Below are 23935 nucleotides of genomic sequence, written 5' to 3'. Positions count from 1 at the left end.
TGCTGTGCACCGTCGACGTCAGCGGCGATACTGACGAGTTTTCCTAGACCGGGTCGAACTTGGTGATCAGCCAGGTGCCATGCGACCGGATCATGCTCACCAGGACGCTGCTGGCCGACATCGAAGGATCGGGCTTGTCCTTGCTCGTGGTGCTCTGGTCGACGTAAACCAGGACCACCGCGGAATCGGGGTGCAACTCCGACACGGCGGCCCGAATCACGTGCGCGGTGGTTTTCAGCGACTTCTGCTTGGCCGCCGGAGCCACGATTTGCTCGGTGAACTGGTTGTAGTACGACAGGAAATCCCCGGAAAGGTGCAACTTGGCATTGGCAAAGTCTTTGTCCAGCGATTCGGGTGAATAGGAGAGCAGCGCAACTGTTCCTTCGGAGGCCGCTTTGACGACGGTCTGGGCGACGCTGGGGTCGGTCTGTCGGAGTGGCTGATAACGCGCAAAGTACAACCACGTCGCCACACCGGCGGATGTCAGCAGCAGCAGGACCAGAGCTACGGTAAGGACCTTCACTTTGGGCAGTCTGGGAGGCCTGTTCCGCTGCCCGCGTTTACTTTCTTGGGGATCGTCGGCTGCTGGCAGGTCGGCCACCGATTCGCCCACCTCGGGTTCGTCCGCATCGTCGTCGACAATCTCTGTCTCGGTGGGTTCGATGTCGCGGGATACGAAGCTTTCGCGGCCTTCACTGGTCACGCTACGAACTCCAACTTTGACATCTTGTACTGTCCGCCTTCTTCAGTCACGGTTACCCGGAGCCGCCACACGCGTGGTTCGTCCTTGGCGCCCGCGGCATTGGTGATCCGCGATGTCGCCGCGACCAGTACCGAAGCGGAATGATCGCCCATGGATTCGACCGCCGTTGCGGTGATCGTTCCCTGGGTGACCACCTTGGACTGCTGGACGACCGACACGAAATCCTTTGCACGCTGCTGGAAGTCGTCCTTGAACTCGCCGGTGGAGCTGTCAAGCAGGCGCTGCACGTCTTCCTTGGCCCTACTGAAGTCCAGTGAGGTCATGTTGATCACGCCCTGCTTGGCCCCGGCGACGAAGCTCGCGGCGCGCTCCTGCCGTTTGGTGGCGTCACGTTCGTACCACAGCATGTATCCGCTGGCGGCGACAAACGCGCAGATGAGGATGACCGCCACCGCCTTGAAAGTTGTTGATAGGGAGGGCAACCGGCGTCGCCGCCGGGGCGATCGGGTTAGCCGCGCCGCGGGTGCGACCGCCTCGTCCTCGTCGGTGTCGTCTCCGGCGGCCTCGTCTTCGGCGGCCTCGTCTTCGGCGGTGTCGTCTTCGGCGGCCTCGTCTTCGGCGGCCTCGTCCTCGTCGGCCTCGTCGGCCTCCTCTTCGGCTGTAGCGGAGTCGGCCTCGACGTTGGTGGTTTCGACCGTGGGGTCAGTGATAATCGCGACGTCGGTAACGGCATCGGCCTCGGTTACGGCATCGGCCTCGGTAACGGCGTCGGCCTCGGCTTCGGCTTCGACGTCGGCGTCGGTAACGGCATCGGCGTCGGCGTCGGCGTCGGTATCAGCCTTGGCATCGACCACGGCGTCGCTGTCGGCGTCGGCACCATCAACGGCAACGGCGTTGCCGGCATCGGTCTCGGGCCTTGCCAGCATTTCGCGCCGTAACCGGGCGGCGCGGGCACGCGCCCGGGCGGCGGCGGCTAAGGCTTCGGCTTCGGCGGCCTCTGCTTCGGCTTCCTCGAGCAACGCCATCGCGTCGGCTTTCGAAGTGGCCGAATGATCCGGCGGTGGTTTCCCCTCACCCATTGCGCTTCCTGCCCGTCACCCTCGTCATCGACTGAACCCCTCGGTGCTTGGTATTGGCATTTCCCGCATCAGAATCGCTGCCGAAAAATAAGCGTCGAGGAAGCGGCCGAACTGGCGCGTGCGCACCTAGTTAGCACGGGAATTCGACCCCGGGAGGCTGAGGCGCTCGCGGCTACCATCGCACGAGCGTAAAGGGGTAAGTGTCGGTGCCCCCTGGGCTGCCGCCACACCCGGTGTCGTATGTAGTGACCAATTCGCCACTCAATGAGACTGCGTCCCACGAATAGACGTCATGCGAAGGGAAGAACTGGACCACGCAGCGGACACCATCCGGCACATCGACCGACATGGTGTAGCGGCCATTAGAAAGGTAGGCGTCGGCCTGGTACCACGCCGCCTGACCGTTGGGTTGCGGTACCGCTTGGATGGTCAGGCATGCCGGTGCGCGTGAGCGACAGGGCCGAACGGCCCAAAGCCAGTTGTGGCCGCGATCGCGGTCGGTGTTCGCCGTGTAGTTGCCAACCAGCATGTCCGAATGGGCGGTCGGCGAAAGAGTCAGCGCGGCCCCCCCGGCCAGAAAAGCAAGCGCAAGAGTCACTGCGAGAGTCCTCACCGGTGCGCCTCCCATCTGTAGTGCGCGCGTTCGATTGAATATAGAGCGCGGCCACGCTGCACAGGCCTACTCTGAAAAATCGCCCCCGTCAACGGGCCCGCTATCGGGTGGGCAGCGGGCTGCTGTCCGACGGTAGCGCGACTCAATCGATGACCGCGGCTTCTTTGCGCTCGGTGACCGGCCGAGCCAATTCCTGCTCTTCGCAGATGCGTTGCAGCTTATCCAGTGTCTCGTCGAGGCCGGCACCGACTTTACGGCCGGGGGTGAAGGTGGCCGGCAGATGGCGCATGCCTTGGATGACACCGATGCTCTCGTAGTGGACCGCGCCCTCGGGATCGCACTGATAGTCCGGCATCCGGTCCAAGACCGCGGTGAGCATCGACTTGAAGACCGTGCGCGCCACGTTGGATCCGACGCAGCGATGCACCCCGATGCCGAAGCTGAAGTGGCGGTTGCCTTTACGGTCCAGTACGACCTTGTCTGGTTCGGCGAATACCAGCGGGTCGCGATTAGCCATGGCCCACGAGATCCACAATCGCTCGCCCTCTTTGAACTGGTACCCGTTGACTTCGACATCGTCGGAGAATGTCCGGCCGTCACCGGAGGCAGGGGTAAAGAAGCGCAGGAACTCCTCGGTGGCCGGATCGAGCAGCGCATCGAGGTTGCTGTGCAGGTGTTTTCGCTCTTCAGGGTGCTCGGAAAGCCATTCCAGTGAATGCGCGGTCAATGCCGTCGTGGTGTCGAACCCGCCGCCGATAACCAGGCCCAGGTTGCCGAGGATCTCCAAATCCGGTGCCGGCTCGCCGTCGATCCGCATCTGCAGCAGTCCATTGACAATGCCGGGCCGCGGGTTTTCGCGGACCTCGAGCATGGTGTTCACCATGTCGAGGCCCATCTCCCGGTGCATCGCGGTGACGCGTTCGATGTCGGGGGAGTGCTCGGGGGTATAGACGGCTGCATGTACCGGCTCGCTGTACATCTTCCACTTCTTGAGCGGGATTCCCAGCATCGCCAGTGTCAGGACGGCGGGCACGATGTTGGCAAGATCGTCGACGAAGTCGATGTTGCCGGACTCGATCTTCTCATCCAGGCAGGCGCGGGTGACGTCGTCGACGAAGGGTATCCAGCGCTTTACCGCCGCTGGGGACAGATAAGGGTTCAACACGGTGCGGTAGGTGCGGTGTTCGGGATCGTCCATTTCCAGGATGCCGCCCCGGACAACGCTCACGCGACTGGCCGTCGGAATCGAAATGCCTTTGTAGCCACGCCGTTCACCATGAATGTCATGATCGTTGGAGACGGCCGGGCAGCGCGCGAGTTCGAATACCTCGGTGCTGCCGGCTGCTACCCAGTGCCCGCCGTAGGTATCTGTCCACGCGATCGGGCACTTGCCGTGCATCTCTTCGGTGATCGACTTGAACTGCGACCGGTACTCCGCGGCGTGCCGATCGAAGTGGTACCGGTTTTTCTTGCGATCATCCTCGATGGGGGCTACACCATCCACATTGTCATCCACACTCAAAGCGCTGTCTCCCTTGACATTTAGTCGGTCAGGATGATGGCCTGCTCCGGGCAGGACTGGGCGGCTTCTCTGACCTTGTCTTGCTGATCCTCTGGTACCACTTCGTTGACTGCCGACGAGCTGCCGTCGAGTTCGCTGAGTTCAAACGACTCCGGCGCGATCATCGAGCACAACGTGTGACCCTGGCACCGTTCGGAATCGACCCGAACTTTCATCGCTTCTCTCCTTGTTCAGGTGTTTCTACCGCCGTTGACCCCTAAGATCTGGCCGGTGATGTAGCCGGCCTCTTCGGAGATCAAAAAAGCACATGCCGAGGCGATGTCTTCTGGCTTGCCGATGCGGCGCACCGGCGTCTTGGCGATGTTCTGCTCGATGTCGCCGAGGTACCCACTCGCCTCGGCGCTGCGCAGCATCGGCGTGTCGATAAAGCCCGGTGGCACCGCGTTGACGGTGATGCCGCTTGGCCCATACTCGAGTGCCAAAGATTTGGTGAGTCCGTTGACGGCAGATTTCGCCGCCACGTAGTGCGACATATATGGGGTGCCCGAATGGGTGCTCGACGACGAGATATTGACTATCCGTCCCCACCCGGCTTCCACCATGTCCGGCAGCACCGCCTGGATGGTGTGGAATACGCCATGGAGGTTGACGTTGATCACCTTCTGCCAGTCCTCGAAGGTGATGTTGGTGAAGCGCTTGAATCCGTCCAGTCCGGCGGCGTTGACCAGAATCGTCACCGGGCCAAACCGGTCTCGGATTGCCGACAGCGCGTCGTCCACCTGCGAGCGTTCGGTGACGTCGGCAGTGAAGCCCAAGTCGTCATCGGATGGTTTGAGATCGATCGCGGCGACGTTCAGACCGTCGGCGCGCAGTCGCTTGACGACGGCGAGTCCGATACCCGATCCGCCGCCGGTTACCACCGCGGTCTTCACTGTGCCCCCTCGCGCAGCAGCTTGAAAAGCTTTCGGTGCGTCGCCGTCTCGGTGATAAAGAATCTTCCTTGCAATTATGAGAATCGTACTCTCAGGCTAAAGGCGGCTGCAAGTGGATGACAAAACCCGTGCAACCAGGGAATTGGCGCGTGTCTGGGGTACCGCTGTGCAACCGCTCAGCTGTTCCGCGGATCAATCAGGTCTGACTACCGCCTTGAGTTCCTGCCGCCCGAATGTAAGATTCGCCCAGGATGAGAATGAAATTATCGTGACTGACACCACATCGCTATCAGGGTTGATATCAGCGTTGGTATCAACGAGGTCGACACCCAAGGGGCTCACCATGTCAGCGCAGCACACGGCGGCCGCATGAGACCGCTGGAAGGCATGCGGGTGCTGGAAGTAGCCATGTACGGCTTCGTGCCGTCGGCGGGCGCGGTACTCGCCGAGTGGGGCGCCGATGTGGTCAAAGTCGAGCATGCGGTCACCGGGGACCCGCAGCGCGGACTGCGCCAGACCGGAATGCTGCGCGTGGAGGGCGACCCCAATCCCAACATCGAGCACGCCAACCGCGGTAAGCGCAGCATGGGGCTGGACATGTCGGTGCCCGAAGGCAAGGAAGTGCTCTATGAGCTCACCCGCCGCTCCGACGTCTTCCTGACCAGTTTCCTGCCCGAGCACCGGCAGAAGTTCGGCATTGACGTCGAGCACATTCGCGAGGTCAACCCAACAATCATCTACGCCCGCGGTAGTGCGCTCGGTCCGCGGGGCGCAGAGTCCGTCAAGGGTGGCTACGACATGACCGCCTTCTGGTGTCGGGCCGGGACCGCCGCCACCATCACCCCGATGGGCTACGACGGCATGATCAACCCGCCCGGGCCCGCCTATGGCGACACCATCTCGGGCACCAACCTCGCTGGCGGCATCGCGGCGGCGCTGCTCAAACGCGAGCGCACCGGCGAACCGTCCGTCGTCGATGTGTCACTACTGGGTAGCGGATTGTGGTCGTTGGGGCACACTGTGGCGCTGACGAATCATCTCGGGCAGCTGATGGTGTCGCCACCGCCCGGCATCCACGGCTCGCCGGTCAACCCTTTGGTAGGCGTGTACCCGACCGCGGACAACCGCTATATATCCCTAGTCATGATGCAGCCCACCAAATTCTGGGCCGATGTGTGCCGGCACATCGATCGCCCAGAACTGGCAGACGACCCGCGCTTTAGTGACGCCGAGAAAATCGCTGCGAATACAGCAGAAGCGGTCGAGATCTTGACCAAAGTCATTGCGACGCGCACCCTTGCCGAGTGGAGCGAACGTTTCGCGACGCTCGCCGGTCCCTGGGCCCCGGTGCAGGACACGTTGCAAGCAGCAGCAGACCCGCAGATCCGGGCGAACGAATATGTTGTGCGCGCAGGCGAACTCGAACTGGTCGCCAACCCGGTGCAATTCGACGTCGCCGCACCACAGACCTCCCCGGCGCCTGGATTCGCGGAGCAGACCGATGAGATCCTGTTGGAACTCGGACTCGACTGGGATCGCATTATCGAACTGAAGACCGCCGGTGCGGTTACTTAGAAAGCAGATGCAAGCCGCGATGCTCGAGATGCGCCATCCCACTGCTGATTTCTCGCAGGACTCGCCGGTATTTTTGAGACCAACGATCTCTGTAACGGTTCTCCGTTTTCCGTTCCCACCGGACGTGATATGAGTCATAATCGCCAAACGCTCAAGACATGGACGCCCGGAAGCGGACGTGACTGGAAGCGCCAACTCACGCAACAGAACGGAGGAGTGGCGTGAGTAGGAACGCCGTTTGGAAGCTGAGCTACGGCAATTGGCTAAGCGGTTCGTATAAATGGTTGCGAGATGCCTAGAGCTCACCAAGCCGTAAGGGGTTGACGCCGATGGGAAAAGGGGGCACCGATCGGTGGTCGCCTGGCATTTCGTTGCCAAGCAGTTTGGCTGGGCCGATGCAGTCGGTCGGCGCGTTGTTCGCGATGACACGCGACGCCGTCAGGTTTCTGTTCCGTCGGCCCTTTCAGGGCCGAGAGTTCATTGAACAGTCGTGGTTTGTAGCCCGTGTCTCGCTGGCTCCGACGTTGTTGGTGGCTATCCCGTTCACCGTCCTGGTCAGCTTCATCCTGAACATCCTGTTGCGCGAATTGGGCGCCGCGGACTTGTCCGGCGCCGGTGCGGCTTTCGGTGCCGTCACTCAGGTGGGTCCGCTGGTCACGGTGCTGATCGTCGCCGGCGCGGGCGCCACGGCGATGTGTGCGGACTTGGGTTCACGGACGATCCGCGAAGAAATCGATGCCATGGAGGTACTGGGCATCAACCCGGTGCAACGCCTGGTGACGCCACGCATGCTGGCCTCAGGGCTGGTCGCGTTGCTGCTGAATAGCCTGGTGGTCATCATCGGTGTCTTAGGCGGATACATCTTTTCGGTCTTCGTTCAAGACGTCAATCCTGGCGCGTTCGCTGCGGGTATCACGCTGTTGACTGGTGTGCCCGAAGTCATCATTTCTTGTGTCAAGGCAGCACTTTTCGGTCTGATCGCAGGTGTCGTGGCTTGTTACCGAGGGTTGTCGATATCCGGCGGTGGCGCCAAGGCCGTCGGCAACGCCGTCAACGAAACCGTCGTGTACGCGTTCATGTCCCTGTTCGTCGTGAATGTGGTCGTCACGGCCATAGGCATCAAGGTGTCAGGGAAGTAGGGGCACACAGTGGTGGCGTTGAGGGCCGTATATCCGCGACTATCAAGACAACTGGACAAGCCAGTTGCTCTGATGGGGCGTCTCGGCGACCACACCTTGTTTTACGGCAAGGCGCTTGGTGCCATTCCCTTTGCGGCCACTCATTATCGGCGGGAAGTGATCCGTCTCATCGCCGAGATCAGCATGGGCGCAGGAACGTTGGCCATGATCGGCGGGACCGTCGTGATCGTCGGGTTCCTGACGCTGGCGACCGGCGGCACGCTGGCCGTGCAGGGGTACAGCTCCCTGGGCAACATCGGCATCGAGGCGCTGACCGGCTTCCTCTCTGCTTTTATCAATGTGCGTATCGCTGCGCCGGTGGTCGCGGGAATCGGTCTGGCGGCTACGTTCGGCGCCGGGGTGACCGCTCAATTGGGTGCCATGCGAATCAACGAAGAGGTCGATGCGCTGGAAGCCATGGCGATCCGACCCGTCGCGTACCTGGTGAGCACCAGGATCGTGGCCGGCATGATGGCGATTACGCCGTTGTACGCCATTGCGGTGGCTTTGTCTTTTGTTGCCAGCCAGTTCACCACCGTGTTTCTGCTCGGCCAGTCAGCGGGCTTATATAGCCACTACTTCGACACCTTCCTGAACCCGTACGACCTTTTGTGGTCGTTCTTACAGGCCACTCTGATGGCGCTGACCATCCTGTTGATCCACACCTACTACGGGTATTTCGCATCGGGTGGACCATCCGGTGTCGGTACCGCAACCGGCAACGCGGTCCGCACCTCGCTGATCGTCGTCGTATCCGTGACGCTGCTGGTGTCACTGTCGGTCTACGGTGCCAACGGCAACTTCAATCTGTCTGGATAGCGGGCTAGCGGATGACGGGGAGGTGAAGACGTGACCACGCACGCACCGTCGGGTCGCGGCGCGCCGAGCGCGCGCGGCCGGTCGCACGGTTCAGGCCGGCCGAAGCCGCGTACCTATGTCCGCCCCTTACTGGGTGTTGTCACCATCTTGGTGATCGCCGCGATAGTCACTCTCGCGATAACGTTATTCCAGGGTGGACTCACCGAATCTGTACCCGTGACCGTGGTGTCGCAACGCGCGGGCCTGGTCATGAACCCGGACGCGCGGGTCACCTTGCGCGGCGTACCAGTGGGCAAGGTCGACTCGATAGAAGCGCTACCGGACGGCAAGGCCGCTATCCACTTGGCGATGTTCCCGTCGGCGCTGAAATACATTCCCGCCAACGTGCTCGTCGACATCGCTTCCTCGACAGTGTTCGGGGCCAAGTCCGTCCAACTGATAGAACCCGCCGAGCCCTCGGCGCAGCGGCTACATGCCGGCCAGCGCCTGGCCGGCCAGCACGTCATGGTCGAGATCAACACGGTGTTCCAGCAACTGGTTTCGGTGCTGGATCAGATCGACCCGGCGAAGCTCAACGAGTCATTGGGCGCGCTGGCAAAAGCATTCAGTGGACGTGGCCCACAACTTGGTCAGTCGTTGAGCGACCTGGATTCTTTTCTGGCCAGGCTGGAACCGAGCCTTCCCGCGTTGAAACGTGACCTCGCGGTGCTACCAGTCGTGTCCAACGCCTATGCCGATGCGGCGCCTGATCTCGTGCGAACCGTGGCGAACGCAAACCGGATCAGCAAGACGATCGTCGACGAGCAGCACAACCTGGATGCATTGCTGATCAGTGCGATCGGCCTTGCCGACATCGGCAACGACGTCTTGTCGACAAACCGCCAACCGCTGACGACTGTCATGCACCTGCTGGTGCCGACGACCGATCTGACCAGCCAGTACCACGAGGTGTTCACCTGCGGCCTCGGCGGGCTGATACGCATAGCGCACGGTCCGCCGTTGTCGGAACCGAGCATCAACATCACGGCCAGTCTGACGTGGGGCGCCGAGCGTTATCGATACCCGGTGAACTTGCCCAAGGTGGCGGCGACGGGCGGTCCGCGATGCCTCGGCCTTCCGCAGCTGCCGTTCAACACCCCACCACCCCAACTGATTACAGATATCGGTGCCAACCCTGTGGTGTACGGAAACCAGCAGCTGCTGATCAACTCCGATCTCCTCAAGCAGCTTTTGTATGGGCCGATCGTGGGCCCGCCACGCAACTCCGCTCAGATCGGACAGCCCGGATGAGAACGCGCGCGACGCTGATCAAATTCGCGATCTTCGGGGCCGTGATGTCGATGCTGACTGCCTTCCTGTTCTTCATTTTCGGGCAGTATCAAACCGGCTCGACGACAAGTTATTCGGCTGTGTTCAACGACGTGTCGCGTCTCAAGGTGGGGCAGACGGTGCGGGTCGCCGGGATCCGGGTGGGCACCGTCAGCAATATTTCGCTGCGCCCGGACAAAAAGGTTGTGGTGGAATTCGACGCCGACCGCACCATTGTCCTCACCGAGGGCACCAGGGCAGCGGTCCGCTATCTCAATCTGGTCGGTGATCGCTATCTGGAGCTCATCGACGGCCCAGGCTCAACCAGGCGTCTGTCGGCCGACGCACAGATTCCGGTCGACCGCACCGCGCCGGCACTTGACCTCGACCTCCTACTCGGCGGATTGAAACCTGTTATCCAGGGCCTGAATGCACAGGACGTCAACACGCTGACCTCGGCGCTGTTGCAGGTCTTCCAGGGCCAGGGCGGAACTTTAGACTCGTTGTTCGCCAAGACGACGTCGTTCTCGAACGCGTTGGCCGACAACGACGACACCGTGCAGCAACTGATCGAAAACCTCAACACCGTAGTCGCCACGATTTCCCGGGACGGCGCCAAGTTCTCCGGCACAATCGATCGGCTGGAGCGGCTTGTCAGCGGGCTGTCGGATGACCGTGACACCATCGGGGCCGCCATCGAGGCGTTGGACAACGGAACCGCCTCGCTGGCCGATCTGCTGAGCAGTGCGCGACCGCCGCTGTCCGGCACCATAGACCAGTTGAGCCGGCTGGCGCCGATACTCGACGACGATAGGGACCGCCTCGAAACCGCAATTGCGAAGGCGCCGAAGAACTATCGCAAACTTGTGCGACTCGGAGTAGCGGGCGCAACCATTCCCTATTACCTCTGCCAGTTGGAGCTCCGTGGCACGGATCTGCAGGGCAAGACGGTGATATCCCCGTTCTTCAGGTCAGAAGCTGGAAGGTGCACGGAACCCTGATGCTCAAGTATCGCGGAGCTGAGCTCGTCAAGGCCGGATTCATCGGCGCGATCTTGATCGTGCTCGTCATACTGGTGGGCCTGGCACCGGACCGGTTGACCTCGTGGGCGACCGCGGTGCGATACAAGGCAGTGTTTACAGAAGCCGGCGGCCTCGCGCCGGGGAACCCGGTGACGGTGTCCGGGCTGAAGGTGGGCACGGTGTCGGATGTGTCGTTAAGCAACGGCGATGCCCTGGTGACCTTCGCGGTTAAAGGCAATATCCTGCTCGGGTCGGAGACCACCGCCCACGTCCGCACCGACACGCTGCTGGGCGCACGGATGCTGGCGTTGGAGTCCGCCGGCAGCGGCACGATGCACCCGAATGCCGTCATACCCGCGTCGCGCACATCCTCGCCCTACTCGTTGACGGAAGCAGTCAGCGACTTAACCACCAACACCAGTGAAACCAGCACCGCGACGCTGAATCAGTCGTTGGACACACTGGCGGCGACGCTGGACCAGATTGCACCCAAATTGGGGCCGGCATTCGACTCGCTCACCCGGCTATCGCGAACCCTCAACGGCCGCAACAAGAGCCTGGGTGAGCTATTCAAGAGTGCCAGCGACGTGACCGGGGTCCTGTCCGAACGCAGCCAGCAGGTCAACAAGCTCATTCTCAACGCCGACGATCTGTTTCAAGTCCTGGCGGCGCGCCGACAAGAAATCGTGGACCTGCTGGCCAACACGTCGGCGGTAGCGAAGCAGCTGACGGCACTGGTGCATGAGAACGAAAGCAAATTGGCGCCGACGCTGGAGCGGCTGAATTCGGTGACCGCCATGCTGCAGAGGAACCGCGACAGCATCAGCAAAGCGCTGCCGGGTCTCGCAAAATTCCAGATCACCGTCGGCGAAGCCATCTCCAGCATGTACGCATACTCAGCGTTCGTCCCGAACCTCCTGCAGCCGCCACTCTTCCAACCGTTCCTCGACTACCTCTGGGGATTCCGCAACTTCGACACGGGTCGCGGTCCCGGCACCCCCTCGACGGTTCCTCGGTCACTGTTCCCCTGGCCGTACAACGGCATGCCAGAGTGCCCCGGCTGCACCTTGGGCGGCAGGATTGGAGGATCGCAATGATCTCCCGTATGCCGCGCCACCGGCTGGTCGTGGTGGTTGCTGTTGTTCTGGTGGGGCTCATCGTCGCCGGTGTGGGCGTGGTCATCCGTAATGCGTTCTTCGGCCCGAAGACGATTACGGCGTATTTCGTTACCGCCACGGCGATTTACCCGAGTGACGAGGTGCGGGTCTCGGGTGTCAAGGTCGGCACCATCAAGTCCATAGCTCCGCAGGGGTCACAAACCAAGATGACCCTCGAGATCAACCACGGCGTGCCCATTCCGGCGGACGCGAAAGCGGTTATCGTCGCTTCGAACCTGGTGGCCGCACGTTATGTACAACTCACCCCCGCTTACCGGACCAGTGGCCCGGTCATGGCGGACGGCGCCGTGATCCCGGTCAACCGCACTGCGGTACCCGTTGAGTGGGACGAAGTCAAAACCCAATTGATGCGGCTGGCAACGGATCTGGGACCCCGCAGCGGCGTATCGGGCACTTCGGTGGGCCGGTTCATCGACAGCGCCGCCAACGCCCTCGATGGCAACGGCGACAAGCTGCGGCAGGCGCTGGCCCAATTGTCCGGAGTGGGCCGGATACTCGCCAACGGCAGCGGCAACATCGTCGACATCATCAAGAACCTGCAGACCTTCGTCACCGCGCTCCGTGACAGCAACGTCCAGATGGTGCAGTTCAACGACCGGCTCGCCACGCTCACCAGCGTGGTCAACGACAGCAAATCCGACCTGGACGCGGCGCTGACCGACCTGTCGACGGCGGTCGGCGAGGTGCAGCGGTTCATCGCCGGCTCTCGCAACCAGACCAGCGAGCAGGTCGCCCGCTTGGCCGACGTCACGCAGATTCTGGTGGATCAGCACATGGCCCTGGAGAACATTCTGCACGGTGCACCCAACGCGCTGGGCAACTTCTTCAACGACTACAACGCCGACACCGGAACCATCGTGGGCGGGTTCGGGATCATGAACTTCGCGAACCCCACGTTTTCCGGTTTGCTGCTTCCGTTGCCGATTCCGGGCTGCTCACAAATCGGCGCCCTCGAGAACGTCACCTCGACCGAATCGGGCAAGCTGTGCTCCCTGTTTCTCGGTCCCGGGTTGCGGCTGCTCAACTTCAATAATCTGCCGATCCCTATCAACATCTTCATACAGAAGTCGGTGGACCCCTCGAAGATCCTGTACACCGAACCGCGCCTGGCGCCCGGTGGCGAGGGCCCGAAGCCCGCAGCACCAGAGATTCCGCCTGCCGTGTCGGCCTACACCGGCCTGCCGGGTGATCCCGTAGGTGCGCCGGGTGCTGAGCCACCACCGCGCATACCGGGCCTGGCGATGCCGTTACCGCCCCCGCCGTCGACACCGATGCAAGCGCCACCGCCACCGCCCGGCGTTTCGGGCATGCTGCTTCCTGCCGAAGGGCCGCAACAATGATCGGCCGGGTTCGGGCTCGGCGGGTGCTGGCCGTAGGCGGTTGCGTGGCGTTGACGGCGACCGGGTGCGCATTCCACGGCCTGAATTCACTACCTCTGCCCGGCGCAGTGGGACGCGGCCCCGGGGCCGTCATCTACCACGTCGAAATCCCGAATGTCGGGACGATGGAGTCGAATTCGCCGGTGATGATCAACGATGTCGTAGTCGGCAGCGTCGGCGCGATGAAGGTGAAAGGCTGGCACGCCGACGTCGAGATTTCAGTGCAGCGCGATGTCGTGGTCCCTGCCAATGTCGTAGCGGCCGTCGGTCAGACCAGCCTGTTGGGGTCGATGCATCTGGAACTCAATACCCCGCTCGGTCAATCGGGGACCGGACGGTTGCAGCCGGGAGCCAAAATCCCGCTGAGCCGGTCATCGGCCTACCCCTCGACAGAGCAGACGCTGTCGTCGCTGGGGGCAGTTGTCAACGGCGGGGGACTGGGACAGATCGGCGAGGTCATCCACAATTTCTCGGTTGCCGTGTCGGGCCGCGCGGGCACCCTGCGGGATCTCCTCACCCGCCTCGACACGTTCGTCGGAACACTCGACGAACAGCGGAACAACATCGTGGACTCCATCGAAGCGCTGAACCGGCTTTCCGCCACCTTCGCCGGGCAACGTGACGTTCTCAGCGAGGCGCTGCGCAAGGTACCGCCTGCGCTCGACGTACTGATCAGAGAGCGGCCGCGCCTGACGACCGCGCTGGACAAGCTTCGCGCCTTCAGCAACACCGCCACCCGGCTGATCAACGACACCCAGGCCGACCTGGTCAAGAATCTGCAGAACTTGGAGCCGACCATCCGTGCGCTCGCCGACGTCGGGCCGGAGCTCGGCACGGCGATCGCGGCGGGTTTCGTGTTCCCGTTCACCCAGAACTTCGTCGACCGTGCGGTTCGCGGCGACTACTTCAACCTGCACGTCCAGTTGGACCTCACGATTCCACGGCTCAAACGAGGACTGATGTTGGGGACCCGTTTTGGGCAGCTGGATCAGCCGTTGGTACCGATGCCCGGCGAGCCGTACTACTTGCGGTACACACTCGATCCGTTGCATTCCGCATTGCGGCCGCCGTGGATCGATCCCGATGCCCTTCCGCTGCCTCCGCTGCCAGGACCGGCGCCATATTCGCCAGCGTTGCCCGGGCCACTTCCGGGCGGAGGGCAGTTGCCTGGGCCCCCGCCGGCTGCAGCGCCCTTGCCCGGGCCCCCGCCGGCTGCGGCGCCGGTGCCAGGACCCCCGCAATCTGTGGCACCGGTTCCAAATCCGGGTCCCGGACCATTGCCAGCGGAAGGTGACGGATAGATGCTGACCCGCTTCGTTCGGATCCAGCTGGCGATTTTCGCGATCGTCGGGACCGTCGGCGTGATCGCGATGGTGCTCTACTACATCCAAGTGCCGATGTTGCTGGGCATCGGGCGGATCACGGTGACGCTGGAGTTGCCGGCGGCCGGCGGCCTGTACCGGTTCGCCAACGTGACCTACCGCGGAGTCCAACTCGGCAAAGTCACAGCGGTGGAGTTGACGCCGACCGGCGCGAAAGCGACGCTCTCGCTTGGGACTTCACCCAAAGTGCCGGCGGACCTGTCAGCGTGTCCGGAGCGTCCTGGTCCCTCCAATCAATGCGGCGCGTATGTGCTCAGTGTCTCGGCGGTGGGCGAACAGTACGTGGACTTACGGCCCAGAACCGATTCAGCGCCGTACCTGCACGACGGGTCGGTGATCGCGGTGCGCGACACGACGATTCCGCAGCCGGTGGGGCCGATGCTGGAGCAGGTCAATGCTCTGGTCAGCAGCATCCCGAAGACCAAACTGGGTCAATTGCTTGATGAGACCTTCCGGGGTTTCAATGGATCCGGTTACGATCTCGGGTCGCTGTTCGACTCGACAACGACACTTTCGCGCGACGCCAACGGCGTCGTCGATCGCACCCGAACCCTCACCGAAGACACTGGGCCGTTACTGGATTCGCAAGCACGCACCACTGATTCAATCAGGCAGTGGGCGCGCAGTCTCGCGGGGATTTCAGGCGTGTTGGCCGACGACGATGCGAACGTTCGCACCCTGCTGCGAGAGGGTCCAGACGCGGCCAACGAGGCGTCTCGCCTCCTCAATCAACTCAAACCGACGCTGCCGGTGTTGCTGGCCAATCTGACCACCATCGGACAGATCGGCATCACCTACCACCCCTCACTGGAGCAGTTGCTGGTGCTGCTGCCGTCGGCGGTTGCGATCGAGCAAGCGGCTGGACCGACATCCCATCCGGAGGGTTCCGCTCAAGGCGACTTCGCGCTGACGATCGACGATCCGCCCATTTGCACGGTCGGTTTCGTACCCCAAAGCCAGTGGCGATCCCCGGACGATCTCACCGACATCGACACACCGGACGGGCTGTATTGCAAACTGCCGCAAGATTCCCCGCTCTCGGTTCGCGGCGCCCGCAACTATCCGTGCATGGGTCATCCGGGCAAACGCGCGCCTACCGTCGAGATATGTAACAGCGACCAGCCGTTCATGCCGCTGTCGATGCGCCAACACGTTCTCGGTCCTTCCCCGATCGACCCAAACCTGCTCGCCCAGGGCATCGCACCCGATGACCGGGTCAACCCCAACGCGAGAATCTTCGCCCCGGTCGAGGGAACACCGCTGCCACCTGGGGCGGTCCCGCGGGGCACACCGCCGGGACCGCGAGGAGAAACCGCACCGCCGGGGACGGTGGGAGCAGCTGTCCCACCGGAGCCGTCGTCAAGGCCCATGTGGGCTCCTTCATCGCGGATGTCGCTTGACCTTCCGCCGATAGCGCCACTCGACGTCCCGTTGCCCGGAGAGCTTCCGTCACCGCCTGCCCCGGCCGCACCACCTCCTCCGTCCGCACCACCTGCTCCGGCGGAAGTCGCTCCGCCCGACGCGGGGACCGGTGCAGGCGGGCAGACTGCGCCGAGTTCGTTCAATAATGGCGCCGGCAAAGGCAAATGGGCGCCGTCAGTCGCGATCGCTCACTACGACTCGCATACCGGTCGATATGTCGGTCCGGACGGAAAGTTGTACGAGCAAGCGAATCTCGCGCCCGCGAAAGCGCCCAAGACGTGGCGGGACATGATTCCCACTTAGGTGGCGATCGCCAACGCACCGAGTGCACAGCGGCTCGTGGGTCGCCGCCGTGAACCGACTAAGAATGTGCTTTCAGGCTAGGCGGTCCAACCGCAGCGGCATCGCGATGTCGAGCCACTGGTTCTGCCCGCAGGCGCCGCTGGGACCGTACGTCTTGTCCTTCCCGGCCATCACCGGCGACCCGAGTTTATATTCACCGTTGGTATCTACCGGGTAGAAGTAGAAGGTTTGCTCGCCGGTATAGGCAGTGCCGTCCTCGCAGTGCTCCCAATTCGGCACATTGCGTCTGACCTTCCACATGACCCCGTCATTCATGTATAAAGGCGCGCTCCAGCCCTGGTCGCTCGACACCGTGCCGTGGCATTCCTGAAACGTGACACATGACGAGCTGATGGTCCATGTCTGGTAGATCGTTGGCTCGCCGTAGTACTGGTCATTGGTCTGGGCCCAATCACCGATCGACGTGACGCGAAATGTACCGTTGACCGCCACTTCTTCCTTGGTCGTTGCCCCGGCTGTGGCTGCTGCGCCCAAACCGTCGAGTACGGCAGCAGCGATCGCGGTTGCGGCGAGAAGTGTTCGAACTGGACGCATCAGGTGCTCCTCGACGCGCAATTATTGACTGACAAGGTTAAGCCCATTACGGCTTTCTGAAATGAGGTTAACACCGCTCCAGTCCCGAAAAAATGCCGATTGGAGCTAAAAATTGCCGCGCTCACCCGACGGGGTCGAAGTTTGCGATAAGCCAAGAACCGTTGATCTTCGTCAGCCTGACCAGGATGCTGCTATGGGCCTCAATGGGTTCCGGCTTTCGCTTGCTCGTGGTGGTCTGGTTGACGAACACCAGAACGACAGCCGAACCGGGATGTAAATCCGAAATGGCAGCCCGGATCACCTTGGCGGTGGTCGTCAGCTGTCCCTGCATGGCCCCGGCCGCGATCTGTTCGCTGAACTTACTGTAGTAAGCCAAGAAATTGCCGGTCAGACGTGACTTTGCGGAGGCGAAATCGCGGTCAAGGGTGTCGAAGGAGTAGGACAGCAGCGCCACGGCACCGTCCGAAGCCGCCTGAACTGCTTGGCGCGCAGCGGCGTCGCTCATCTGCTGATCCGGACGGTACTGAACGAAGAACAGGCCGGCGGCAGCGCCGATGGTGGCCACGACCAACGCCGTCGCGAGTATCGAACGCCACTTGGCCAAGCACCGGCGAGTCCATCGACCGACAGCCTTCAGGGGGGTGGAACGTGCCGGTCGCTGTGGCGAGAGGGGTGCGCCCGTCTCGTCGGGAGCCGAGGCTTCCGGGCTGTCGTCCGTGCTGTCGTCGTGCGCTCCTGCGGTGTCGACCGACGAGTCCTGCTCAACATTCATTGCAGGAAGTCGACTTTCGACATCTTGAACTGACTGCCGTCGCGGACGATCTCCATGCTGAGCCGCCACAGTTGCGGCGGCCGTTTCTTGTTATCCGCTTCGGTCACTTCGGATTTCGCCACGATGAGCGCGACCGCGGAACTGTCGGTCACCGACTCCACGGCGACCGCCTCCACATTCACCTTGGTGATGGTCTTTGATTCCTGGGCCTGCTCGAGCATAAGGCTTGACATCACAGAGATTTGGTTCTTGAGCGGGCCGGTGGAAGCGTCGATGATTCGCTGGATGTCGTCTTTGGCGTGGTTGGCGTCAATAGACATGAGCGTGGTGACTGCCTGCCTGGCCGCCGCGGCATAGTCCTGGGAGAGTCGCCGTTTGTGCGCGATGGTGTGGTGCTGTTGCTGCATGTAGCCGATGGCGCCGAGGGAGGTCGCGGCAAGCGCGACGCCGACGCCGATTGCCACCGCCTTCCGGCCGGGTCGGCGGCTCCGCCGCGTTCGCCGAGATCGCCGCAGCCCCAGTGGCCGTGCCCTCCATTTCGGGCGGCGCCGCTCAACCTTGGCGGCCGCGTCTCGGGAGGCCGCGCGGTCGTCTTCTGCTTCGCCGTCTTCCGCTGGGCCGTCTTCCGCGTCGCCTTTCGCGTCGTCTTCCGGGGCGTCGACTTCGGCTACCCGGCGCAGCCGGGCAAGGCGTGCGCGAGCCGCCTCAGCCTGTGCTTCAGCTTTCGCCACTTCGTCTTGTGCGTCCGCCTCCGAGATGTCCTCAGCGCCAGAGTCGCTTACTGAACTGGACTGTGGTTCGTCGGGATCCATCGCGCCCTCCGGGTCCTCACCGTGGTCGGTGTCAGGCCCATCTGGATCACGCACGGAGAACGAGCTTATCACTCTGACATAAGCTGAACGCCCTTATCGGGCAGCTGCCTTCGACGTCTGTCGTGCGGAAATCCGGCCGCGCCGGGCAGCGAAGCGAAGTGGTATTCGAGGTTGCCCGCGGTCAGCGGCCGGCTGGCTCGCCGTGTTCTCCGATCAGGAGAATTTGCTTTTCAGAAGCTTTCGGGTGTGGCAAAGTTTATGGCGTGCGATCCATCGTGGCATTGTTTGCTGCGTTTCTTGGTGTCGGTTTCCTGGCTGCGCCGCCGTCCTTTGCCGGGCCGACTGTCTGCGACTATCCCGAGTGCACCCCCGGCATCATGGGGCATCAGGTTCTGGGCACGCCGTGTGACAACACCACCTATTACGCCTTTGGTACCGACAGCATGCCCACCGCGCCAGAAGCTGGGCGACTGATGTTCTGCGGTTCCCCGAGAAGGTACGAGCCGCGATGGTTCCGGTCACCTCCGATGGCGGGGGTTAAGGAAGAGGGCGCCGAGTGCCACCAGTGGCTGAACTACGTCGCGCAGGCGCCCGATGGCCTTTTCCTCATTTGCATAGCTCACGATGGCGTCACTACCTGGGTGCGCGCCGACACTTAGCCTTTCCACTTTGCGTAGCTACCGCGTGCATTGCGCGGTGTTCACGCCGGCATCTAATTGCCGGTACCCGAACTGACCTCATCAGCCGCGTCGGTCGCACCGATCAGCCGATGGATGACGCGACGCAGCTGCGAACGCAGCGTGTCGTCGTCGACGTCTGCGACCAAGGGGTGCATGACGCCGACCGCGATGGCGCCCGAAAGCACGGCGGCCGATACCCGCGCGTCCTCGGACGTGTCGTCGACCAGCACGCCGTAGAGCCGCGCGATGAACTGTTGAAACTCGTCCTGCTCGGCGAGCAGCCGCACAATGACCGGATCGAATTGGAGCGTGCTCGCCGCGCCGCGACGCTCGATGGCGAGGTCGATGACCCGACCCAGGAGCAACTCTCGGGCTCGCGGAAAGTCCTCATGGGCCTCGGCGGCCTCCAGTGCCTCTTCCAGGCCGCCCAGTTCGCGTTCGGTGAGGGCAACGACGATCTGTTCCTTGGTCTTGAACTGGTGATAGACGGCTGCCTTAGTGACGCCGATCGCGTCAGCGATCATCTGCAGCGAGGTTCCGCCGACTCCGTGCTCCGCGATCAATTTCAGCGCCGCGTCCAGGACACGCGTCTGTGCGGCACTGCGTGCAATGAAACGGAACCGGCTGCGGGTCTGACTCCCAGCCTGCTTGGACGCCACACCGAGAGCCTAGCCGATCGGCTATTGACCGCCCCTAGCCGATCGGCTACTTTCGGCTGACGGGCCGAGCGAGCATGCCACCGGAGGGAGTTGCTGATGTCCGAGGCCGCCGCGGCGCGCCATTCACCGAGACGAATCGACGGCGAACTGATCTTGCTGTGGACACTGCCCGTGACGGTGGTCATCTGGATCGCCGCATTCTTCCTGTTCCCGGGGTTCAGCCCGCCCATGTCGCCCACGATGTCCGCGGAGCAGGTTGCGGCGTTCTATCGAGATCCGGCCCGCACCCCCCAAATCCGCTACAGCATGGTTCTTTTCAACTGGTTCGGCGTGTGCCTGATTCCGATTCTGGCGCTCATCGCAATGCAGATCCGGAGGATGGCCCATCGCACGCCGATCTTCTCCTACGCGATGCTGGGTTGCGCGGCAGGCGGACCCACCCTCTTCCTGATCGCCGACGTCTGCTGGCTGCTGGCCGCCTTCCGCCCGGAACGCAGTCCTGAGCTGACCCAATTGCTCAACGATTTCGCCTGGGTCACCTTCACCGTCGTGGTTCCCTTCTTGATCGGACAGAGCGTGATCCTGGCGGCGGCAATCTATTTCGACGATCAGCCCCAGCCCGTATTCGCCCGCTGGGTGGCTTACTTCAACCTCCTGGTTGCCGCAGCGCTCGTGCCGGCGTCGTTCGTCGGGGTTTCCTTGACAGGCCCGCTGGCGTGGGACGGCGCGTTGTCGTTCTGGTTGAAAAACATCGCCATCGGTGTCTGGGTCGTAGTGATGGGCGGCGTACTGGGGCGGGCGGTGTATCGAGAACGCGCCGAGATCCACAGCCGCACAGCAGAACTTGCCGGCGCATGAGTACGTTGGCGACTTCACCGGAGTCGGGGGCCCCACTGGATTCCGGGCCTGTTTCAGAGCCCCCCGCAGGTGGATTGCATCGCCGAATCGCGTGGCACCTGCGGCACAACCCCAAGCGTGAGTTGTGGCTGGCCTGGTGGACGCTCGTCGTCTTCTACAACCTCTTCTTTCCGATGGTCTTCGTGTTGGCGCGAGCCCAGCCCCCGCCGCAACCTACCTGGGACCTCGCGACGCAGACGCACTGGTTCTCCGAACGCCAGCTCGGCATACCGATCGGCTTGGGCGTCGTATTCGCAATCACCGGTATGACCGCGGTGAACAACGCTCTCATTGCGTATTCGATGCGCCGCATGTCGGTCAGCCCCATCTTCGGGTATTCGTATCTACTCATCTACTCGTTCAGTGCGGTGCCTGGCCTCCTGCTGTTGTGCATCGCGTTGGTCGTCGGGACGCTGCGGCCCGATCGAGATCCTCAGGTGATGGGTTGGCTCTACGACTTCGCCTTTCTATCGTTCGACGGAACCATGGGCGTGTTCCTGATCGGGTCGCTGCTCTGGATGGTCGCGATTCTGATCGACAAGAATCGAGTCTTTCCAAAGTGGTTCGGCTATCTCAATCTGTGCAATGCGTTGACCGAGGTCGTCGTGGCACCCTGCTGGATTTTCCGCCGTGGCGTACTGGCCTGGAACGGCCAAATCGCATGGTGGCTGGACATGGTCGTGTTCGGCATCTACCAGGTCACGTTCGTTGTCATGCTTTTCAGGATGATTCGGCGGGAAGACCTCGGTACCGGGGTACTGCCCGACGGGCCTGTGAAGCGGGTGACGGCGTCATGACCGACCTCGCTGACAAGAACAAAGACGCACCTTTCGTGCCGGGCCAGCCGGACATGTGGGCCTTCGTGTTGTTCGAAACATCGATCTTCACAGGTTATTTCGGCTTCTACCTGTTTTACCGCACCCGAAGTCCCGAGCTCTTCCTGCACTCGCAGACACACTTGGACCTGCGTACCGGCGTTGTTAACACCCTCGTCTTGCTGTTGAGTTCCTGGTCGGTGGCGCGGTGCGTTCAGTCGTCCCGCGCCGGCGCCTATCGGGAAGCACTAAGAGATGTACTCATCACCGCCGCATTCGCCGCAGTATTTCTGTGCTGCAAGGTGTTTGAGTGGACCCGGTTGGTCTCTGAGGGGCACGGCCCGGACAGCGACGACTTCTTCGCGTATTACTTTTTTCTTACCGGCATCCATTTCATTCACCTGCTGATCGGGTTCGTTGTCCTCGGCGTCATCGTTTATCGACTCTGCGGCGCGCGCCGCGGGTCTGGGGAATCCCAGGTGCTCGTCGAAACCTGCGCAACGTATTGGCACACAGTTGATTTCCTCTGGGTGCTCATCTTTGCGTTGCTGTATGCGGTGAGGTGACGGTGAAGTTCAACAAGAGGCTACTGGTTGCCTGGGCGGTGCTGGCCGCCCTCACGTCGGGTTATCTGGTGATGGACCGCTCGGCAACGAGCACCAGTGCGATTGTGACATCGAGCGTGATCGTCATCGCACTTATCAAGGTGCGCATCATATTTCGCGAGTTCATGGAAGTCCGGCACGCGCCCGCGCTGCTGAGCCGGCTCACCGACGCCTGGGTGCTGCTGATCGCGGCCGGGTTGTTCGGCAGCTACTTCATCGGCCTGGCGATCAACTGATAGGACGTCCAGGAGGGGGGTCCTGTGGTGTGAACGTGAGGTGCAGGTTGTTGAGCCCGCGCAGAATATAGGTGGGCTCATACAACCAGCGGCGTGCGCCTGCCGGACCGTGTTCGGTCTCGTCGACCGAGATGTCGGCCATCCGGTCCAGGATGCGTTCGATGGAGACGCGGCCCTCTACCCGAGCGAGCGGCCCACCCGGGCAGGAGTGCACCCCGCGCGCGAAAGCCATGTGCTCGCGCACATTCTTGCGGTCCAGGCGGAACTCGTGCGGGTTGTCGAAACGGCGGGGATCGCGGTTGGCCGCGCCTGGAAGCAGCATCACCACGGTCCCGGCCGGAATGTGCACTCCGCCAACCTGAGTGGTTCGGCGGGCCAGTCGCGAGTCGCTCTTGACGGGACTTTCCATGCGCAACGATTCCTCGATGAACCCTGGAATCAGGCTTCGATCGTCGCGGAGTTGTTGCTGGATGTCGGGACGGTCGGCGATCACCTGCAGCGCGACACTGAGCAGCTTGGCCGTTGTCTCCTGGCCGGCGGCGAATAGGAAGGTGGCCGACCGGACCACGTCGATGACGTCAGGCGTCGACCCGTCGGGGTACTTGGCCGTCGCCAGGGAGGTCAGGACATCCTCGCGCGGGTGCGCGCGGCGGTCCTCGATGTAGGAGCAGAACTTGTCATCGAGCCATTCCAGTGGATTGACGCCCACCGACTCGTGGTCCAACGCCCCGACGCGTCCCGGGCGGTCGGCACCTAACACCACCCGGAACTCCTTGTGGTCCTCTTCCGGGACGCCGAGCAGGTCGGCGATCACCAAGGTGGCGAACGGCTTTGAATATTCGCTGATGAACTCGCACTTGCCGTTGACCAGGAATTCGTCGAGCTGGCGGTCGGCGAGGCGCCACATGAACTCCTCGTTCTGCTTAAGCCGGCTCGGCGTCAGCAGCCTGCTCAGGATCGACCGCGCCCGGGTGTGGTCCGGCGGATCCATCGTGACCATGTGCTCGAACATCGGGAAACAATGCCGGTGCTCGTCGATCTGGTGGTTGATGTCGTCGCCATCGGGCTGAAACGGCAGCGGCGGGAAGGGCCCGCCGAGCGCTACGCAATTCGAGAAGGACTCGGTGTCCTTATAGACGGCCGTCGCCTCTTCGTAACCGGTGACTGCGACGACCCCGTAATGGGGAAGCCGCAGGACCGGACCTTGGTCGCGCAGGTAATCGAAGTAAGCGTACGGGTCGGGTACCAGCGACGGATCCGTGAAGAAGTCAATGGTGTCGTAGGTACTGCTCATCGTGCATTCCTCCCGAAGCCGGCCCCAGAACCGTGTCGCCAAATGGTCAGTCGGCGACGAAAGCTGGCGTCGCCCGAACTAGCAAAGTCTGCTGAGCACCTGCTTAGCATGGCAATATTGTCATGGTCAAGATCACGCGCCGGACCGATGCCAGTG

The 23935-nt window shown here is 62.5% G+C and carries 25 protein-coding genes; 14 read left to right on the top strand and 11 right to left on the bottom strand.

Annotated features, from left to right (window positions below; all coding sequences use genetic code 11):
• Window positions 1-43: 43 nt before the first annotated feature.
• The 6 genes from A5636_RS04295 to A5636_RS04270 form a co-directional block, all read right to left on the bottom strand.
• Window positions 44-664, bottom strand: coding sequence for a hypothetical protein (locus A5636_RS04295; protein ID WP_437339800.1), 621 nt, complete (start codon window positions 662-664; stop codon window positions 44-46).
• Between the two features lie 35 nt (window positions 665-699).
• Window positions 700-1557: a hypothetical protein gene (locus A5636_RS04290; protein WP_065157549.1), complete on the bottom strand. Its 858-nt coding sequence runs from the start codon at window positions 1555-1557 to the stop codon at window positions 700-702.
• Window positions 1558-1954: 397 nt separating this feature from the next.
• Window positions 1955-2410 (bottom strand): hypothetical protein, encoded by a 456-nt coding sequence (locus A5636_RS04285; RefSeq protein WP_065157449.1) that lies wholly within the window; start codon window positions 2408-2410, stop codon window positions 1955-1957.
• Between the two features lie 127 nt (window positions 2411-2537).
• Window positions 2538-3917: a cytochrome P450 gene (locus A5636_RS04280; RefSeq protein ID WP_065157448.1), complete on the bottom strand. Its 1380-nt coding sequence runs from the start codon at window positions 3915-3917 to the stop codon at window positions 2538-2540.
• Window positions 3918-3937: 20 nt separating this feature from the next.
• Entirely contained in the window at window positions 3938-4132 is a 195-nt protein-coding gene (locus A5636_RS04275; protein ID WP_065157447.1) for a ferredoxin, read from the bottom strand.
• A gap of 15 nt (window positions 4133-4147) precedes the next feature.
• Complete coding sequence (locus A5636_RS04270; RefSeq protein WP_065157446.1) at window positions 4148-4849, bottom strand: SDR family NAD(P)-dependent oxidoreductase; 702 nt, start codon at window positions 4847-4849, stop codon at window positions 4148-4150.
• Between the two features lie 369 nt (window positions 4850-5218).
• Here A5636_RS04270 and A5636_RS04265 point away from each other — a divergent pair, with 369 nt between their 5' ends.
• The 9 genes from A5636_RS04265 (at window position 5219) to A5636_RS04225 (ending at window position 16415) form a co-directional block, all read left to right on the top strand.
• Window positions 5219-6424, top strand: a complete 1206-nt coding sequence (locus tag A5636_RS04265) for a CaiB/BaiF CoA transferase family protein (RefSeq protein ID WP_065157445.1) — start codon at window positions 5219-5221, stop codon at window positions 6422-6424.
• A gap of 329 nt (window positions 6425-6753) precedes the next feature.
• The gene (locus A5636_RS04260; protein WP_065157444.1) at window positions 6754-7563 is read left to right on the top strand and encodes an MlaE family ABC transporter permease; all 810 of its coding nucleotides are present in this window, start codon (window positions 6754-6756) and stop codon (window positions 7561-7563) included.
• Between the two features lie 12 nt (window positions 7564-7575).
• Window positions 7576-8421 carry an MlaE family ABC transporter permease gene (locus tag A5636_RS04255; RefSeq protein WP_065157547.1) on the top strand — a complete coding sequence of 282 codons (846 nt, stop codon included), beginning with the start codon at window positions 7576-7578 and terminating at the stop codon, window positions 8419-8421.
• Window positions 8422-8451: 30 nt separating this feature from the next.
• Entirely contained in the window at window positions 8452-9711 is a 1260-nt protein-coding gene (locus A5636_RS04250; protein ID WP_065157443.1) for an MCE family protein, read from the top strand.
• Entirely contained in the window at window positions 9708-10730 is a 1023-nt protein-coding gene (locus tag A5636_RS04245; protein WP_065157442.1) for an MCE family protein, read from the top strand. Before A5636_RS04250 ends, A5636_RS04245 begins: the two co-directional genes overlap by 4 nt.
• The gene (locus A5636_RS04240; protein WP_065157546.1) at window positions 10730-11848 is read left to right on the top strand and encodes an MCE family protein; all 1119 of its coding nucleotides are present in this window, start codon (window positions 10730-10732) and stop codon (window positions 11846-11848) included. The genes A5636_RS04245 and A5636_RS04240 overlap by 1 nt, the downstream gene beginning before the upstream one ends.
• Window positions 11845-13269 (top strand): MCE family protein, encoded by a 1425-nt coding sequence (locus A5636_RS04235; RefSeq protein WP_065157441.1) that lies wholly within the window; start codon window positions 11845-11847, stop codon window positions 13267-13269. The genes A5636_RS04240 and A5636_RS04235 overlap by 4 nt, the downstream gene beginning before the upstream one ends.
• Window positions 13266-14609: an MCE family protein gene (locus tag A5636_RS04230; protein ID WP_065157440.1), complete on the top strand. Its 1344-nt coding sequence runs from the start codon at window positions 13266-13268 to the stop codon at window positions 14607-14609. The genes A5636_RS04235 and A5636_RS04230 overlap by 4 nt, the downstream gene beginning before the upstream one ends.
• Window positions 14610-16415, top strand: a complete 1806-nt coding sequence (locus A5636_RS04225) for an MCE family protein (RefSeq protein ID WP_065157439.1) — start codon at window positions 14610-14612, stop codon at window positions 16413-16415. It begins immediately after the preceding gene.
• A 72-nt stretch (window positions 16416-16487) separates the two neighbouring features.
• Here the strand turns inward: A5636_RS04225 and A5636_RS04220 are convergent, their stop codons facing one another.
• The 3 genes from A5636_RS04220 to A5636_RS04210 all read right to left on the bottom strand — a co-directional run bounded on the left by A5636_RS04220 (window position 16488) and on the right by A5636_RS04210 (window position 18647).
• The gene (locus tag A5636_RS04220; protein WP_065157438.1) at window positions 16488-17009 is read right to left on the bottom strand and encodes a hypothetical protein; all 522 of its coding nucleotides are present in this window, start codon (window positions 17007-17009) and stop codon (window positions 16488-16490) included.
• A gap of 121 nt (window positions 17010-17130) precedes the next feature.
• Complete coding sequence (locus A5636_RS04215; protein ID WP_253900490.1) at window positions 17131-17781, bottom strand: hypothetical protein; 651 nt, start codon at window positions 17779-17781, stop codon at window positions 17131-17133.
• Window positions 17778-18647, bottom strand: coding sequence for a hypothetical protein (locus A5636_RS04210; protein WP_065157437.1), 870 nt, complete (start codon window positions 18645-18647; stop codon window positions 17778-17780). Before A5636_RS04210 ends, A5636_RS04215 begins: the two co-directional genes overlap by 4 nt.
• 209 nt (window positions 18648-18856) lie before the next feature.
• Between A5636_RS04210 and A5636_RS04205 the strand changes: the two genes are divergently transcribed.
• The gene (locus A5636_RS04205; protein ID WP_437339795.1) at window positions 18857-19252 is read left to right on the top strand and encodes a hypothetical protein; all 396 of its coding nucleotides are present in this window, start codon (window positions 18857-18859) and stop codon (window positions 19250-19252) included.
• 53 nt (window positions 19253-19305) lie between these two features.
• Here the strand turns inward: A5636_RS04205 and A5636_RS04200 are convergent, their stop codons facing one another.
• Window positions 19306-19854 (bottom strand): TetR/AcrR family transcriptional regulator, encoded by a 549-nt coding sequence (locus tag A5636_RS04200; protein WP_065157544.1) that lies wholly within the window; start codon window positions 19852-19854, stop codon window positions 19306-19308.
• Window positions 19855-20028: 174 nt separating this feature from the next.
• On the opposite strand from A5636_RS04200, the gene A5636_RS04195 reads away from it, so the two are divergent.
• Genes A5636_RS04195 through A5636_RS04180 form a run of 4 tightly spaced genes read left to right on the top strand, consistent with a single transcriptional unit; the run spans window position 20029 to window position 22485 of the window.
• Window positions 20029-20790, top strand: a complete 762-nt coding sequence (locus A5636_RS04195) for a hypothetical protein (protein WP_065157543.1) — start codon at window positions 20029-20031, stop codon at window positions 20788-20790.
• A 5-nt stretch (window positions 20791-20795) separates the two neighbouring features.
• Window positions 20796-21626: a hypothetical protein gene (locus tag A5636_RS04190; RefSeq protein ID WP_437339799.1), complete on the top strand. Its 831-nt coding sequence runs from the start codon at window positions 20796-20798 to the stop codon at window positions 21624-21626.
• Window positions 21623-22210 carry a cytochrome c oxidase subunit 3 family protein gene (locus A5636_RS04185; protein WP_065157434.1) on the top strand — a complete coding sequence of 196 codons (588 nt, stop codon included), beginning with the start codon at window positions 21623-21625 and terminating at the stop codon, window positions 22208-22210. The genes A5636_RS04190 and A5636_RS04185 overlap by 4 nt, the downstream gene beginning before the upstream one ends.
• Window positions 22207-22485 (top strand): cytochrome C oxidase subunit IV family protein, encoded by a 279-nt coding sequence (locus A5636_RS04180; RefSeq protein ID WP_065157433.1) that lies wholly within the window; start codon window positions 22207-22209, stop codon window positions 22483-22485. Before A5636_RS04185 ends, A5636_RS04180 begins: the two co-directional genes overlap by 4 nt.
• Here A5636_RS04180 and A5636_RS04175 read toward each other — a convergent pair.
• Complete coding sequence (locus A5636_RS04175) at window positions 22478-23779, bottom strand: cytochrome P450 (protein ID WP_065157432.1); 1302 nt, start codon at window positions 23777-23779, stop codon at window positions 22478-22480. The two genes, A5636_RS04180 and A5636_RS04175, sit on opposite strands and share 8 nt — an antisense overlap.
• Window positions 23780-23935: the final 156 nt, after the last annotated feature.

The sequence above is a fragment of the Mycobacterium asiaticum genome (genome assembly GCF_001673315.1).
Taxonomy (GTDB): domain Bacteria; phylum Actinomycetota; class Actinomycetes; order Mycobacteriales; family Mycobacteriaceae; genus Mycobacterium; species Mycobacterium asiaticum_B.
The sequence above is the reverse complement of the archived record's forward strand: the minus strand, read 5'-3'. Positions and strand labels throughout refer to the sequence as shown.